This window comes from Aquimarina latercula DSM 2041, assembly GCF_000430645.1.
Classification (GTDB): Bacteria; Bacteroidota; Bacteroidia; order Flavobacteriales; family Flavobacteriaceae; genus Aquimarina; species Aquimarina latercula.
This window is the reverse complement of sequence record NZ_AUMK01000016.1, coordinates 77,923-94,718: the sequence shown is the minus strand read 5'-3', so window position 1 is coordinate 94,718 and position 16,796 is coordinate 77,923. Positions and strand designations below refer to the sequence as shown.

General features: G+C 31.7%; 10 protein-coding genes. 7 read left to right on the top strand and 3 right to left on the bottom strand.

The annotated features are described in order from the left end of the window. The first annotated feature begins 248 nt into the window (after window positions 1-248). The gene (locus H526_RS0115635; protein ID WP_155839707.1) at window positions 249-2,321 is read left to right on the top strand and encodes a M13 family metallopeptidase; all 2,073 of its coding nucleotides are present in this window, start codon (window positions 249-251) and stop codon (window positions 2,319-2,321) included. A gap of 58 nt (window positions 2,322-2,379) precedes the next feature. On the opposite strand, the gene H526_RS0115630 is transcribed toward H526_RS0115635, so the two are convergent. Continuing rightward, entirely contained in the window at window positions 2,380-3,024 is a 645-nt protein-coding gene (locus tag H526_RS0115630) for a hypothetical protein (RefSeq protein ID WP_027393875.1), read from the bottom strand. A gap of 106 nt (window positions 3,025-3,130) precedes the next feature. Here H526_RS0115630 and H526_RS0115625 point away from each other — a divergent pair, with 106 nt between their 5' ends. The 4 genes from H526_RS0115625 (at window position 3,131) to H526_RS0115610 (ending at window position 13,738) form a co-directional block, all read left to right on the top strand. Then, window positions 3,131-4,465, top strand: coding sequence for an aspartate kinase (locus tag H526_RS0115625; protein ID WP_027393874.1), 1,335 nt, complete (start codon window positions 3,131-3,133; stop codon window positions 4,463-4,465). A gap of 632 nt (window positions 4,466-5,097) precedes the next feature. Beyond that, window positions 5,098-6,636 (top strand): YifB family Mg chelatase-like AAA ATPase, encoded by a 1,539-nt coding sequence (locus H526_RS0115620; RefSeq protein WP_027393873.1) that lies wholly within the window; start codon window positions 5,098-5,100, stop codon window positions 6,634-6,636. 139 nt (window positions 6,637-6,775) lie between these two features. Continuing rightward, window positions 6,776-10,546: an Ig-like domain-containing protein gene (locus tag H526_RS30955; protein WP_051336183.1), complete on the top strand. Its 3,771-nt coding sequence runs from the start codon at window positions 6,776-6,778 to the stop codon at window positions 10,544-10,546. A 315-nt stretch (window positions 10,547-10,861) separates the two neighbouring features. After that, on the top strand, window positions 10,862-13,738 hold the full coding sequence (locus H526_RS0115610; protein ID WP_027393872.1) for a M16 family metallopeptidase: 2,877 nt from the start codon (window positions 10,862-10,864) through the stop codon (window positions 13,736-13,738). A gap of 57 nt (window positions 13,739-13,795) precedes the next feature. Here the strand turns inward: H526_RS0115610 and H526_RS0115605 are convergent, their stop codons facing one another. Together H526_RS0115605 and H526_RS0115600 are read right to left on the bottom strand one after the other, a co-directional pair. Then, complete coding sequence (locus tag H526_RS0115605; RefSeq protein WP_155839706.1) at window positions 13,796-14,146, bottom strand: hypothetical protein; 351 nt, start codon at window positions 14,144-14,146, stop codon at window positions 13,796-13,798. Window positions 14,147-14,171: 25 nt separating this feature from the next. Next, on the bottom strand, window positions 14,172-14,744 hold the full coding sequence (locus H526_RS0115600; protein WP_027393870.1) for a toxin-antitoxin system YwqK family antitoxin: 573 nt from the start codon (window positions 14,742-14,744) through the stop codon (window positions 14,172-14,174). Between the two features lie 440 nt (window positions 14,745-15,184). On the opposite strand from H526_RS0115600, the gene H526_RS0115595 reads away from it, so the two are divergent. Then, window positions 15,185-15,772 (top strand): Pvc16 family protein, encoded by a 588-nt coding sequence (locus tag H526_RS0115595; protein WP_027393869.1) that lies wholly within the window; start codon window positions 15,185-15,187, stop codon window positions 15,770-15,772. Next, entirely contained in the window at window positions 15,773-16,783 is a 1,011-nt protein-coding gene (locus tag H526_RS0115590) for a hypothetical protein (RefSeq protein WP_027393868.1), read from the top strand. Window positions 16,784-16,796 lie beyond the last annotated feature (13 nt).

The following is a 16,796-nucleotide window of genomic DNA, read 5'->3' as shown; positions in this document are numbered from 1 at the left end:
GATCATTATTAATGATGTTTTGTAGCTAATTTTTTGTTAATAAGATAATATAACTTACGGTTTAAGCATTGTTTTTCAACGGTTTAATGGTTTTGTTTTTGTTTTTGATTAGTTAAATTTTTAAAAAGAGCTTCCTGTATTTTTACAATTTGTCTAACTTGCAAGATTGGATATGAGTAACGAATCCTCAATTTTTACGTCTTATTCCAAAGAACTAAACTTAATTTATTAATAAAATGAATACAAAAATGAGAAAAGTGTATTTTTTGGCTGCATTCGTCATTGCATTTGTCGGTTGCAAGAATGAAACCAAAAAAGAGGAAGAAAAGGAAACCGAGGCTGTGGCCGAAGTTGAAAAAGTTCCAGGTATCGTTTTGGACAATATGGACCCCACCGTTAGTCCAAAGGAAGATTTTTATAACTTCGTTAATGGTAGTTGGATGAAGAATACAGAAATTCCGGAAGATAGAACTAGCTGGGGTGGTTTTGGTGTATTAAGAAAATCTACGGATAATGATGTTTTAGAAATCTTGGCTAAAGCAAAAAAGAGTGGAAAATATAGTGCAGATACTGATCAAGCTAAGGCTTTAGCAATTTTCGATACTAAATTAGATACTACAGCTAGAAATGCTGCAGGAGTAAAACCACTTCAACCAGCATTAGATGCTATTGCGTCTATTAATAATCTAGAAGATCTTCAAACAGTATTGGCAAAAAACCCTTCAGTTTCTTCACCTTTTATTGGATTGGGAGTACAGGCAGATCTTAATAATAGTGCTATGAATGCAGTATATCTTGGTCAAAATGGCCTTGGTTTGCCAGATAGAGATTATTATTTAGATCAGGACTCAAAATCAAAAGAAATTCGCGAAGAGTATAAAAAGCATATTGTAAGAATGCTTGGGATGTTAGGAGATACTGAGGCTGATGCAAAAATTGCGGCAGATAAGATCCTAAAGATGGAAACTCAACTTGCAGAACCAAGACTAAATAAAGAAGAGAGTAGAGACGCTCGTAATTATAATAATCCAAGAACGCTTGAAGAAGCGGATAAAATGTTGTCAACTTTGGATTTAAATAAAATGATCTCGGATCTTGGTGTAACTAAAAAATTCGATACTATTATAGTTGCTCATTTGAGATATACAAAGTCTTTAGATGGTTTTTTTAAAAATACACCTATAGAAGATATCAAAACACTTGTAAGATGGGATACCTTTAATAGCGCTACAGGTCTTTTATCAACTGATATAGAAAAAGCAAACTGGGAATTTTACAGTAAATATTTAAGAGGTCAGAAAGAGCAAAGACCGGCTGATGAGCGTGCTTTAGCAACTGTTAATGGAACAGTAGGAGAAGCATTAGGTCAGTTATATGTTGACGAAAAGTTTCCGCCTGAAGCAAAAGAAAAGGCAGAAAAAATGATTGCTAATGTTATCACAGCTTTTAAGGCTAGAATTGAGCGATTGGATTGGATGAGTGATACCACAAAGGTAAAGGCAATAGAAAAACTTGATAAATTTACAGTTAAGATTGGATATCCAGATAAGTGGGAAGATTATTCTAAGATGACAGTTTCTGCGGATAAATCTTATTTTGATAATATGGCAGCTGTTAGCAAATGGGCTCAGGATAGACAATTTGATGATATTGGAGAACCAGTAGATAAAACTAAATGGGGAATGTCTCCACAAACAGTTAATGCTTATTTTAATCCTCTTAATAACGAGATTGTTTTTCCTGCGGCAATATTACAACCTCCATTTTATAACTATACTGCTGATGAAGCTGTAAATTATGGAGGGATTGGAGCTGTTATTGGTCATGAAATTTCTCATGCTTTTGATGATTCTGGTGCTCGTTTTGATGCAGATGGAAATTTATCTAATTGGTGGACAGAAGATGATCTTAAGAAATTTACCGAAAGAGGTGATGCTCTTGCTGAACAATATAGCGCAATCGAAGTGTTAGATAGTGTATATATCAATGGTAAGTTTACTCTTGGAGAGAATATAGGAGATCTTGGAGGTGTATTGGGAGCTTATGATGGATTACAGATGCATTTAGCAGAAAATGGGCGACCTGAGGATATTGATGGATTTACTCCAGAACAACGATTTTTTATGTCTTGGGCTACTGTTTGGAGAACGAAGGTTAGAGAAGATGCGTTAAGAACGCAAATTAAGACAGATCCACATTCTCCTGGAACTACTAGAGCAATTCAACCATTGTTAAATGTTCAAGCATTTTATGATGCTTTCGATATTAAACAAGGAGATAAAATGTATTTAGAGCCGGAGAAGAGAGTGAATATTTGGTAAACAAATAAAAATAAATGAAAAGCCCTGATGATATCAGGGCTTTTTTTATTGAAGATTTTTAATTCTCTTTTATTTCATTCATTAAAAGAAATGCATCATTTACATATTCTTTTTCTAAAAAAAGAGTGAAGTAATTAGAAGTCGATATAATTTCAAAAACTGGAATTCCTTCATATGCTAAAAGCTTAAATATATAGAAATATAATCCAATCGATCTAGAACTATCATCAGGAAGAGCAATAGACATAGAAGATAAATCATCTTTGACGGATATACATGTTTCATCCTTAAAATGATCTTCAACCACTGACTTAAGGGATGAAGAAACAAGTATATTACTTTCTTGGAAATTACTAGAATATGTGAAATAGGTTTTTGATTTATCTTTCACAGTATTTAATAGATTAGATTGACTGGTAAGAATTGTATTAGAGTTTAGAAAAGCATATTCTGTAATTCCTGACCTTACCACAATATCGCCTAAGCTTCCAAGATTTTCTGAATGTTTAATTCTTTTAGGATGATATCTTCGTAAAGCCATTACAATGGAACCTGACTTTACTGGTTTTCTCATTTCTTTTTCTACTTGCGGCAATAGATCGGTAGCGAGTGAACTAAAATTAATAATATCTCGTGATAGTGCGTCTTCCAAAAATGGCTGATGCCTCAGTATATTGTGAACACAATCTGTAATAGTTTTCATTCTGTTAGATATTTAACATATTGTGTAAATATATACTTTTTTTATCAAAATATTTATTCTTTATGCTCTATTGTCTAATTATGCATTGTAAAAAATAAAAATTGCTATGAAGATTTTAAAGTTTGGAGGAACATCTGTTGGGTCTGTAGAGAATTTGTATAAAGTTAAGGATATACTTATAAGTGATAATGACCAAAAGATCGTTGTATGTTCTGCGATGTCTGGAGTTACTGATCAGTTGGTAAATTTAGTAGCATATATAAAACTAAAAGATGCAGAAGGTATTACTAGAAATCTTCATAGATTAGAGAATAAACATTTAGAGGTAGTTGATACCTTAGTAGATGACTTAATGCTAAAAAATAGTCTTAAGGATGGAATTTCTTCAATGATAACAGAAATGTTAGAGTTGTCTAACCAGGAATATACAGAAGTGTTAAATGCTAGGGTTCTTACTTTTGGTGAGACATTGTTAACCTATATTTTCTCGAACTTTTTGAGTACTATTGGAGTTACCAATCAATTAATTTCGGCAAAGGATTTTATGTGTGTTGATAATGTGGATAATCCAAATATTAAAAAGGTCTCTCAGAAATTAAATGAAGTTCTGGAAAGCAATGAAACTTCTAATATATATATAACGCAGGGATTTGTTTGTAGAGATCATTTACATCAAATTAGTACGCTTAAAAGAGGAGGTAGCGATTATACCGCTACTATTATAGGTGCTGCACTAAATGCCAGTGAGATTCAAATATGGACAGATATCGATGGGTTACATAATAATGATCCTAGATATGTAGAAGGTACAAACCCAATTGCTCATCTTACATATAATGAAGCTGCGGAATTAGCATATTTTGGAGCTAAAATTTTACATCCACAAACAGTTTCTCCAGTTGTAGATAAAGATATTCCTGTACTATTAAAAAATACGTTCGATCCTAAGGCAGCTGGAACAGTAATTTCTAATAAAACATATAGAAAAGGATTAAAAGCCATTTCTGCGAAAGATGGAATAACAGCCATTAAAATTAAATCAAATAGAATGTTGATGGCACACGGATATCTTAGAAGGATTTTCGAAGTTTTTGATAATTATCATACATCCATTGATATGATTACTACATCAGAAATAGCAATTTCTTTAACGATTGATGATGTTACTCACATTGATGAAATAGTAAAAGAAATAGAGGGGTATGCAGAGGTTACGGTTGAACAGAATCATAGTATTATTTGTATTGTTGGAGAATCTGTAATTAACGATAAAAATTCTCATAAACTTTTTGAAATCCTTAATTATATACCTGTTAGAATGATTTCTTATGGCGGGAGTAATAATAATATATCTATTCTTGTAGAAACTAAAGATAAAATTCCTACCCTTAGGTTTTTAAATGAGAGGTTGTTTCTTTCTCATCAGGAAGCAGTTCTCTAAATTGTTTGTTATGTAATATGATGAGTCTTAAGTAAAAGGAAAAACGCAGTATTTGTATTGTTTTTTCAAGACAATAAAATTTTACTTTTATAAAGATTATTATTTTTTTATTTAATCCCAACAATTAACCAGGTTGGGATTTTTTTAATAAATATAGGGTAGAAAGATAATTAGCTGTTTTATATATAAACCAATAAACTTAAACCACTTCCAATGTTAAAGAGAATCGTAGAAAAATACCGTCTAGAAATTGTTTTGTTTGTTTTTTATTCGGTTGTTACCTTTACTTTTATTAAGTTGTTTTTATTTTAAAGTAATTCGTATCAACGCATCAATTTTAATAGGACTGATTATTTTCTGTTTTTTTGTTGATTGTAAGTTTCTATATTTTGGGTGGTAAAATTCCTTACAACTACTAATTAAATATTGCCTTTTCGTAAGTCCTAAACAATAGTATTTATAGGGTGTAATAATTAATACAGATCTAATCTGTAATCCCTTTTTATAACAAGTTTTTAAAATTTTTTGAAAAAAATAGTGATTTGCCAGTAACATATAGATCGGAAATGACATATACTTATAGCGATGGTATCACATAAGGAGATATTCTAGTTATAATTTAAAAAAAGAATATGCTTATTAAGGTCTTTGGAAGTGCCGTTTTCGGTGTTGAGGCTACGACAATAACTGTAGAAGTTAATATAGATAAAGGGATTGGATATCATCTAGTAGGATTGCCTGACAATGCTATTAAAGAAAGTAGTTTTCGAATTGCAGCTGCACTACAGAATAATAATTATAAACTTCCAGGTAAGAAGATTACCATTAATATGGCTCCCGCAGATCTTAGGAAAGAGGGATCAGCATATGACCTAACATTAGCTTTGGGTATACTGGCTGCCAGTTCTCAAATTAAGGGAGAACATATTTCTGATTATTTAATAATGGGAGAATTATCGTTAGACGGAAGTCTTCAACCTATAAAGGGAGCTTTGCCTATTGCTATTAAAGCTAGAGAAGAAGGGTTTAAAGGATTTATTTTACCTACTCAAAATGCAAAAGAAGCGGCAATAGTGGATAATTTGGAAGTTTACGGTGTAACAAATATTAAAGAAGTTATAGATTTTTTCGATGGAAAAGGAACTTTGAATCAAACCGTTGTGGATACTAGAGAAGAATTTTATAAAGAACTAGATAATCCAGAGTTTGATTTTGCGGATGTAAAAGGGCAAGAGAGTATAAAAAGATGCATGGAGATTGCTGCTGCAGGTGGTCATAATATTATTTTAGTTGGACCTCCAGGTAGTGGAAAAACAATGTTGAGTAAGAGGTTACCAAGCATATTGCCTCCAATGTCTCTTCAAGAAGCATTAGAAACGACGAAAATTCATAGTGTTGTTGGAAGAATAAAAGATAATGTTGGATTAATGGCACAACGTCCTTTTCGTAGTCCTCATCATACAATATCTAATGTTGCTTTAGTTGGTGGAGGTAGTTATCCGCAACCTGGTGAGATTTCTTTGTCACATAATGGTGTTTTGTTTTTGGATGAACTTCCTGAATTTAAACGAGATGTATTAGAAGTTATGCGTCAACCATTAGAGGATAGAGAAGTAACAATTTCTAGAGCTAAGTTTACTGTGACTTACCCATCCAGCTTTATGTTAGTAGCAAGTATGAACCCAAGTCCTGGAGGGTATTTTAATGATCCCGATGCGCCAGTGACTTCTTCTCCTGCAGAAATGCAACGATACCTTAGTAAAATTTCTGGACCTTTATTGGATCGAATTGATATTCATATCGAAGTTACTCCGGTTCCTTTTGATAAATTAAGTGAAGAAAGAAGAGGTGAGAGTAGTGTTATGATAAGACAACGTGTTATTAAAGCTAGAGATATACAAACAAAAAGGTTTCTAGATTTAAAAAACATTCATTATAACGCCCAGATGGGTGTGAGACAATTAAGAGTTTATTGTCAATTAGATGATGCTTCAAAAGAATTATTAAAAACCGCTATGGAAAGATTAAACCTTTCGGCTAGAGCGTATGATAGAATATTAAAGGTTTCTAGAACTATCGCAGATTTAGAGGGTTCTCAATCAATTAATGGAGATCATATTTCTGAAGCAATACAGTATCGAAGTTTAGATCGTGATGGGTGGTTGGGTTAAATTTTATTGGATAGGCAGAAGTTTTTTTACATTATGAGTAGGGTAATTTTTGCTAAAACTGTTGTAACTAGACAAGACATTTTTTTGAATTAAATAATTCTATATATTTTAAAACATTTATTAATCTTTTGCACAAATTATGAAAAATTTTTATCTCTTTTTCGCTCTACTTTTTTTCGGAATAATTAATGCTCAATACAATCAAGATGCTCCTTGGATGCGGAACCTGAAACAAAGTAAGACCAACAAGGAATTAAGACCTACTTTTCAAGAAATTCAACAAGCTTTTAATGATTATTGGGAAACAAGAGACCCTAGTAAGAAAGGTAGTGGATATAAACCATTTAAAAGATGGGAATATATTTGGGAGGATGTTGTTGATGGAGAAGGATACTTGCCAACTCCTGAAGATAAATGGATTGCTTGGGAACATAGGAATGAAATAAATAATAAATTAATATCTACAGATTTAAGTAATTGGGAAGCCATAGGACCTTTTACCCATACAAATACAGGGTCTTGGTCTTCAGGTCAAGCTAGAATTAATGCTATAACTGTAGATCCGAATGATGCAAATATTTGGTATGTAGGTACTCCTGCGGGAGGATTATGGAAATCAGTTAACGCTGGAAATGGATGGATGCCTTTAACAGATAATTTACCTCAAATAGGGGTTTCAGGAATTGCTATAGATTATTCTAATTCTGATATTATTTATATCTCCACAGGAGATGATGATGGAAATGATACTTTAAGTGCCGGTGTTTTTAAATCTACAGATGGCGGACAAACTTGGAATCCGACTGGATTGGCTCCAAGTAATACACCATTGTCAATGAATGAAATTTATATACATCCAACCAATTCTAGTATATTATGGGTAGCTACTAATACAGGAATTTTTAAATCAATAGATGCAGGTGTAACTTGGAATGTTACTTTACCAGGAAATATTAAAGATATTAAATTAAAACCAAGCGATCCTAATGTAATATATGCTGTAACTCCTAGCGAATTTTATAAATCGACCAATGGAGGAGATTCCTTTAATATTATTACCAATGGAACTCCAACAGGTAGTGGTAGAATGGTAATTGAGGTAACACCTGCAAATAACGAATATGTCTACATATTAAGTGTTAATGCGGACGAATCTTTTCAAGGTGTATATCGCTCTGAAAATAGTGGAGAGTCTTTCTTAGAAAAAAATAGTTCTACGGATGTTATAGAAAGTCAACAAGCTTTTTATGATTTAGCCTTAGGTGTTTCACAAACAGATGCTGATGAAGTATTTGTAGGTTGTCTTAATGTTTGGAAGTCAGATGATGGAGGTACATCTTTTAGTAAATTAAATGAATGGTCTTTCCCTCAAGGTGCTTCTTATACGCATGCAGATATACATATGATTAGATCTTTTGGAGGAACTGTTTTCGTATGTTCGGACGGAGGTATTTATTCATCTACTAATGGTGGGAATGTTTTTACAGATCATACAGCTGGTATTCAAGCAAGTCAATTTTATAAAGTGGCTGTTTCTCAAAATGATCCAAATAAAATGGTTGGAGGATTACAAGATAATGGAGGGCACGCATATAATAATGGAAATGGAAATTGGCTTAATTACTATGGTGCAGATGGAATGGATACAGCAATTGATCCAACAAATGATGATAAGTATTACGGATTTATTCAAAATGGAGGAGGGCTATATTTGTCTTCGAATGCAGGTAGTAGTGGTTCAGGAAGTGTGCCCCAACCAGCTGGATCTAATGGGAATTGGATAACGCCATTAGCAATAAACGCAACAGGAGAGTTATTTGCTGGTTATGATAATTTATATCGTTTAAATGCAGCTGAAAATGGATGGGTACAATTAGCGGATTTAGGAAGTTCAGCAAGTCAAATGGAAATAGCGTCATCTGATAATGCAATTATGTATATTTCAGTAAGTAGTACGCTTAAGAAAACAACTGATTCAGGAAATAATGTTGTAGATGTATTTAATTTTGGAAGCAGAATAAGAGGAATAGCTATTCATAATACAGATCCTAATATTGTATGGGTTACTACGGCATCTGCCGTTCATAAGTCAATCGATGGAGGAAATACTTTTAATAATATTTCTTCAAATTTACCAATAAATGACAATTACTTTTTTATAAATGATATAGTGCACCATTCTGGTCAATCACAAGATCCAATATACATAGGTACGAGTATTGGTGTGTATAGGAGTGTTAATGATGGATCTTGGACTCCATTTTTAAATAATTTACCAACTACTATAGTTAATGATTTAGAAATTAATATAGCTGATAATTCCATTACCGCAGCTACTTATGGAAGGGGTATATGGAGATCTTCACTTCCTAATTGTCTTACAATTACTGCAAAACAAGAATTGTCAATAGATAATGGAGCTGTTGAAGAAGGGTCCTTAGTGGGCTTATGTACTGGACAATCAATCAAATTTCAATTAGATGTACTTACAGGAGCTAATCCAACTTATGTTTGGTCTGGACCAAATGGCTTCTCTAGTGTAGATGCGTCTATAACAATTAATGATCTATCCTTAAATGAAGCAGGTCAATATTTGGTGACAATTGATTCAGATGGAACGTGTGGATCAATTGAGTATGCATTTTCGTTAGACTTGGAAGAAGCTTTACAACCTTTAGTTTCTGATATTGATGTTTGTGCTAATGATCAAGCAACACTTACAGCCTCGGGGAGCACAGATTATAAGTGGTATACTGCGGCTACAGGAGGTGCTGAAATAGCAACAGGGACATCTTTTATAACCCCAGCTATAACAGGTCCTACTACTTATTATGTTTCAGGAGTTTCTTCAGTAATAGTTTCAGAGAAAACACCTGCGCCAGATATTAGTACAGCTGCTGATTATGATTTTTCTCAGGGGTTGATTTTTAATACGAATGATGATATTACTATTGAGTCTTTTATGATGTCAGCTATGTCTGCTGGATCTAGAACTATACAAGTTGCTGATGCAGCTGGAAATGTAGTCGCTTCAACTACTGTAGATATTCCATTAGGGGAATCGTTAGTAATTGTAAACCTTAATGTTCCTAAAGGGAATAATAATATAATATCTGTAACAAGTGATTTAGTTTCATTAAGAAGAACACCTGCAGGAAATGGAGTTAGTTATCCTTATACTTCACCTTCCAATGTAGTTTCAATTGTTGGAAACACAGTAAATGCATTAGAATTCTATTACTTCTTTTATGATTGGAATTTTACATCAAAAGGAGGGAGGTGTGAATCGATTCGAACACCTGTAAATATTAACATTGCAGCTGATACTCCTGATTTATCGGATGGAGACACAGTATATAGTATTGATGGAGGAACAGCAGTATCATTTAGTGACGGAGAAACAATTGAAGTTTTAGAAGATTTAAATATAGAATTGACAATACCAGCTTCTCCGTTTAATGCTTCGGTAGTTTGGACTGCACCTGGAGGTCAAACATATAATACCGATAGTATTAATTTTGATAATATAGAACTTAATGGGGATGAAGATGGAGATTGGACAGTAGAAGTTACTTTTGGAGCAAATTGTGGGGTAGCACAACAGGTAATTAATTTTACTTTAAATGTCGAGCCTACTACTCTTAGTGTTGAAGATTTTAATTTAGATACTATAAAAATCCATCCAAACCCTACTCGAAGTAGGTTGTACATAGATAATACAGTTAACTTTGTTAATCCTACTATTACAATTTTTGATATAAGAGGAAGGAAATTAAATAAAACTCTTGATATCCAGAAAATAACTTCCAAGCAGGTTGAATTGAATATATCATCTTTGTCACCTGGAGCTTATTTTATTGTAATAGAAAATGATCAAAGAAGATTAATTAAGAAAATGGTTAAAGAATAGTCAATACTTAATTAATTTTTATAATTACGAATTATAAAAGCTTTATATATTTTGTATTGTTATATATAATATATAAAGCTTTTCTTTTTTTAAGTTTAATATGGAATGAGATATAGAGTAATGTATTTATAAAAAAAATATTATAAAGGGATTTATATTAGGATCAACAGTTAAAATAAATAAATCTTAAAATTTTAATGTATACAGAAGCTTTTTTGAATAAAAAACGACCTTTTTAACGTTTTTTTAATAATATAACAATATAAATACTCATTTCCTTAAACTACATTTAAACCTTAATCAAAAAAATAAAACATGAAAACTCGAATATCTAGGACGCTTTTAGTAGCATTATCCTTTTTATTTGTTTCCGTTATTTCTTGTAAAAAAGAAACAGCAGAAACTAAATCAGAAAACGAGGAAGTTGGTAAATTATCTATCGATTTCGAAAAGTACGAATTAGAAAATGGCCTTCAGGTTGTTTTACATCAAGACAAATCAGATCCTATTGTTTCGGTTGCTATACAATATGGTGTAGGATCTAATCGAGAAAAAACAGGAAGAACAGGGTTTGCTCATTTATTTGAACATATGCTATTCCAAGAATCGGAAAACGTACCTCAGGATCAGTTTTTCAAAAAGATTCAGGATGTAGGAGGAACTCTTAATGGAGGTACTTGGCAAGATGGGACTATATATTACGAAGTGGTTCCTAAAAATGCAATGGAAACAGTAATGTGGTTAGAATCTGATAGAATGGGATTCTTGATTAATACAGTTACCGAAAGTGCTTTTAATAATCAACAAGAGGTAGTTCAAAATGAAAAAAGACAGCGAGTTGATAATAACCCTTATGGTCATACAAGTTGGGTAATTGATAAAAATATTTTTCCAGAAGGTCATCCTTATAATTGGCAAGTGATAGGGGAGTTAGTAGATCTTCAGAATGCTACGGTAGAAGATGTAAAGGAGTTTTATGATAAGTATTATGGTCCAAATAATGCCACACTGGTATTAGCAGGTGATTTTGAAACAGCTGATGCTAAGGCAATGATTGAAAAGTATTTTGGTGAAATCAAAAAAAGACAACCAGTAGAAAAACTAAAAGTTCAGAATGTAACTTTGTCAGGGACAAAGAGGTTTATGCATGAAGATAATTTTGCTACAACTGCTCAACTTAATATGGTATGGCCAACTGTAGAACAATATACAGATGATGCATATGCTTTAGATTTTTTAGGAGAATTGTTGTCCGAAGGAAAAAAAGCTCCATTGTATAAGGTGTTAGTTAAAGAAAAAGAATTGACATCGGATACAAATGCTTGGAATCGTTCTATGGAAATAGCCGGTAAATTTAGAGTTAATGTTACCGCTAATGAAGGAAAAAGCTTAGCAGATATCGAAGCTGGAGTTTTTGAAGCGTTTAAGAAATTTGAAGAAGAAGGAATCACAGATACGGATATTGAAAGAATAAAGGCCGGTCTAGAGACTCAGTTTTATAATGGAATAAGTAGTGTTTTAGGAAAATCTTTTCAGTTAGCACAGTATAATGTATTTGCTGGAGATCCTGGATTTATTACCCAAGATATAGAAAATATCAAAGCGGTTACCAAAGAAGATGTATTGAGAGTATATAATAAGTACATTAAAGGAAAACCTTATGTTATTACGAGCTTTGTTCCTAAAGGGAAAGTTGATTTAGCAGCCAATGATTCTGAAAAAGCTGCTGTTGTAGAAGAAGAAATCAAAGAGAATGTAGAAAAAGCAGTGGCAGAAACAAAAGAAGAAATAGAAAAAACACCATCCGCTTTCGATAGATCTGTAGCGCCTAAAGAAGGAGAGTCTCCTAAGCTTAATATTCCATCTTCTTGGAATACAACATTAGCTAATGGAATGAAAGTATACGGAATGGAACAAAATGAACTTCCTTTAGTGAATTTTAGTTTAGTGATTTCTGGAGGTCATTTATTAGATTCTTTTGATAAGGTTGGAGTTGCAAACCTTATGACTGACATAATGATGGAAGGAACTGCAACTAAAACTCCAGAGCAGTTAGAAGAAGAAATAGAATTGTTAGGAGCTTCAATTAATATGTATACTACAAGAGAAGCTATAATCATTAGTGGAAATACATTAGCACGTAATCTAGATAAAACGATAAACCTTGTAGAAGAAATTTTATTAGAACCTAGATGGGATGAGGAAGAATTCGCAAGAATTAAGACTAAAACTATTAATGGAATAAAAAGATCAGCTGCCAACCCTAATGTTGTTGCAAGAAATGTTTATAATAAGGTATTGTATGGAGATAAACACATGTTTGCATATCCAACTAGTGGAACAGTAACTTCGGTAGAATCTATAACTATTGATGACTTAAAGCAGTTTTATATAAATAATTTTTCTCCATCCGTAAGTAAATTTCAGATAGTAGGTGATTTAAATAAAGATAAGGCTATAGCTTCACTTAAAAACTTAGAGAGTAAATGGGCAAGTAAAGAAGTTACTATTCCTGAGTATGAAATTGTAAATAATAGAGATAAAGCATCTTTGTACTTTGTAGATATTCCTAATGCAAAACAATCAGTTATCAATATTGGGTACTTATCTATGGCTCGTACAGATGAAGATTATTTTCCAGCTACGGTAATGAATTATAAGTTAGGAGGATCTTTTTCCGGAAACGTTAACCTAATTCTTAGAGAAGAAAAAGGGTATACTTATGGTGCAAGATCAGGGTTTAGTGGAAGTAAAATTCCAGGAACATTTACCGCTTCTTCTAGTGTACGTACCAATACCACTTTTGAATCAGTAAAAATATTTAAAGATGAAATCGAAAAATATAAAAGTGGTATTTCTGAAGAAGATTTGACATTTACTAAAAATGCTTTAATTAAATCAAATGCGCGTAAATTCGAAACTCAATTCGCATTATTAGGAATATTACAAGAAATGGGAAGATATGACCTTCCTGCTGATTATATAGCTAAAGAAGAGTCAATTATTGAAGGAATGACTCTAGAACAGCATAAAGCACTGGCTAACAAATATCTGGATGAGTCTAAAATGGCATATTTAGTTATAGGAGATGCTGCTACTCAGTTTGAACAATTTAAAAATGCTGGTTTTGACGAAGTAGTAATGTTAGATAAAGATGCTAATGAAGTAAAATTATCTGATGTAAAGATGTAATTATTATATCAACATATCATATTTGGATAAAGGAGAACTTTAAGTTCTCCTTTATTTTTATTGACTATTATGTTTGATTTTTATTTTTTGCACTAATCGACAAATGTATTTTTTAAATTCCATATTTCTTATACCATAACCATCCAATCCAATTAACTCAACATTTCTTGAGTCTATTGATTTTAAAGAAATATAAAACAGAGAGTATCCATCCCTTTTGAACCAGATTTCATTTTCTTTTCTTAAAATCTGATAAGAACTACACTCTTCGGAAAAAGGAGATTCTTTAATTAAAGAATAATTTTCATAATTTATACATTCATAATGTTGCTCAATTTTTGTCCAATAGAATTGATAATATATTACTATAGCAGTAACAATTATGGTTAGTAAAACGATTGCTAACATGATTTGTGAGTTTCTGGAAGAAGTATTAATAATTTCCAATGGATTGATTTATAGAATAAAAGTTTAAATCTTTAGATTTATCATCTAAAATTAATTCTCGCTTTTCTATATCATCTTCAAATGTTACTATTTTTCTTAATTCTCCGAATTCGTTATATGTTTTCCAGGTACCTTGTCTCTTACCTTTAGTAAATGCTCCTTCAATTTTTATTTTTCCATTAGAATAAAAAGCTTTCCATATCCCATCTTCATCACCGTTATTGTAGTTTTCGATAAATATTAATCGTCCTTTTTGATCATAGATTTTCCATTGACCATGAATTTTATCATTATTAAATACCCCTTCTTTTTTTAATTGGCCATTATCATAAAATAATTTCCAGGTTCCATGTAACTTGTTGTTACTTGTTTCTCTAATTTCTTTTATAGAGCCATTGCTGTAGTAATACGTATTACTATTACTTTTTGGTTTTATTATAGTTTTTGAAATACCATTAGTAGAAGTTCCATTGGTTAAAGGTAATGACTGCTGCGCTTTGACTTTATGAAGAAATATTAAACTAATGGAGAATATTATTTTAATTAATGTGCTTTTCATAATAAAAATGCTTTTTGTTTTTGAACACTACAAAGGTTCGGAATAAAACGTTTTTTTCTTACACCTCTTTTAGTGAAAATGTATTCACGGTTTTCAGGGAAGAGCACTCTGGTTTTGTAAACTATTTTGTTAACGATAGTATAGTAATACGGTATTACAAAACAGTAATCTGTTAGGGATATTTACCCCTATATAGTAAAGTTGTTTTCCTTTACAGATTCCGTGTTTTAACTATACCAAATGATCTGTCTAAAACATAATTTTATAACATCTTAATCAAACATATAATTCCCTTTTATTGGTTGAGAATATTCAAACCCCAATGAATTAGTAACCTACCCCGAATTCTTTAATTTTTTTAGTATGCAAGCGATTTTATATATCTAACGCTAGATGTAAAAGATTTAGATACAAATCAGTTAATTCGATAATAAAAGGATATGATATTCGAAGTGTTACAGATTATTACAGAGGAGGTTAATAATTTTTTCAACATAGAAATTGAAGAAAAACCAGTTTCATTAGATAATATAGCTTTTGTGGAGTCTGAAGATGATGAACCCTCGGATAGCAATAATATTGTTCTTTCGCTACTACATACAGAAGAAGAATCCACCTTAAAAAATATTCTAAATCATAAAATAGAAGGCACAAAAGTGGTCTATAAAAACAACAAAGTTAATTTGAATCTTTATATAATGTTTTCGGCAAATAGGAATGATTATAAAGAATCATTAAAAAGTATTTCAAGAGTGGTAGAATTTTTTCAATTCAAGAAGATTTTTACACAATCTAATACAAATTTTGACAGGGATTTGGATGGAATGGATCAGATAGGTGATTTTAAGTTTACAACAGAGCTTTTTACTCCATCATTTGAAGAAATGAACTTTATCTGGGGAACTCTAGGGGGTAAACAATATCCTTCAGTAATATATAAGGTTAGTGTACTGGAGATAGAAAGAGATGTAACACAATCCGAAGGTAGTTTGATAACAGAGATTAATGGAAGTTTAAAACGTAATTAATTGGCTTTTAGTATTTTATATAAAGAGATGTTTCAGGTGCAGCTGCATCATTCATATTTTCTTGATAATGGATCTATTTCATTTACCTCGATGAATAATGAAGAGAAGGTTATACGATTAAATAAGTATGTTTTTAAAGATTTTTTGAAAGTGGTTCCAACAACTGCTACGCAAAAGGTTTTTAGAGATCATAAAATTATTATGAAAGAGGGGACGGATGGTTTTATAGTACTTAACAAGGTTGTAGAAGAAAATGATGATTATAAATCAACAATTTTTCTCGATGATAATCTAGGGTTTACATTCCTCATATACAACAACGATTACCTATTTGATAATTATACAGAGTTACCCAAAGAGAAAAATAGATTGTACTATTTCTCAAATATAAAACCAAGTACAGAATCCGATCCATATACATATATCCCTTTAAATTCATCTAACGATCTAATAGATCAGGATTATTTGTTATCAGAAGAAGGTTCGCAAGCAATTTGGTATAACATATTGCAGGAGAATGGTGATGCAAGTACCAATCCTTATTTAGAGCTATTGGCAGAAGTTGAGGAAGGTGATTTAGTAACCGATGAAGCTAAGCATCTATTAAACCAAGCTATACAATCAGAAAAGAGTAAAGGATTGCTCGGCATTATTAAACTTCATACGATAGGGGATAATAGCATGGATCTTATCACAATAGATAACTCAGATCCTAATGATGTGAAAAACTATTTATTAGATCCTAGTCCTTCTTATAAGCTTCATTTTGATAACAGAAAAACAATTTGGAAATATATTAAGAAATCTGATGATGAGGAATTAGAAACTTCTTCTGTTCAACCTTTAACCAAAAACGGATTTATCGAAATTGATCCTGATGCTGATATTGTACCTCCGCTTCCATCGGATATTGAAAAATATACTTTTCCGAATCCAACAGCAGATTTGATAAAGCAAACAACAGATGTAAACACAAATATTACAACAACATATTCTGAAATTTTTATTTAAAAACAATTAAAAT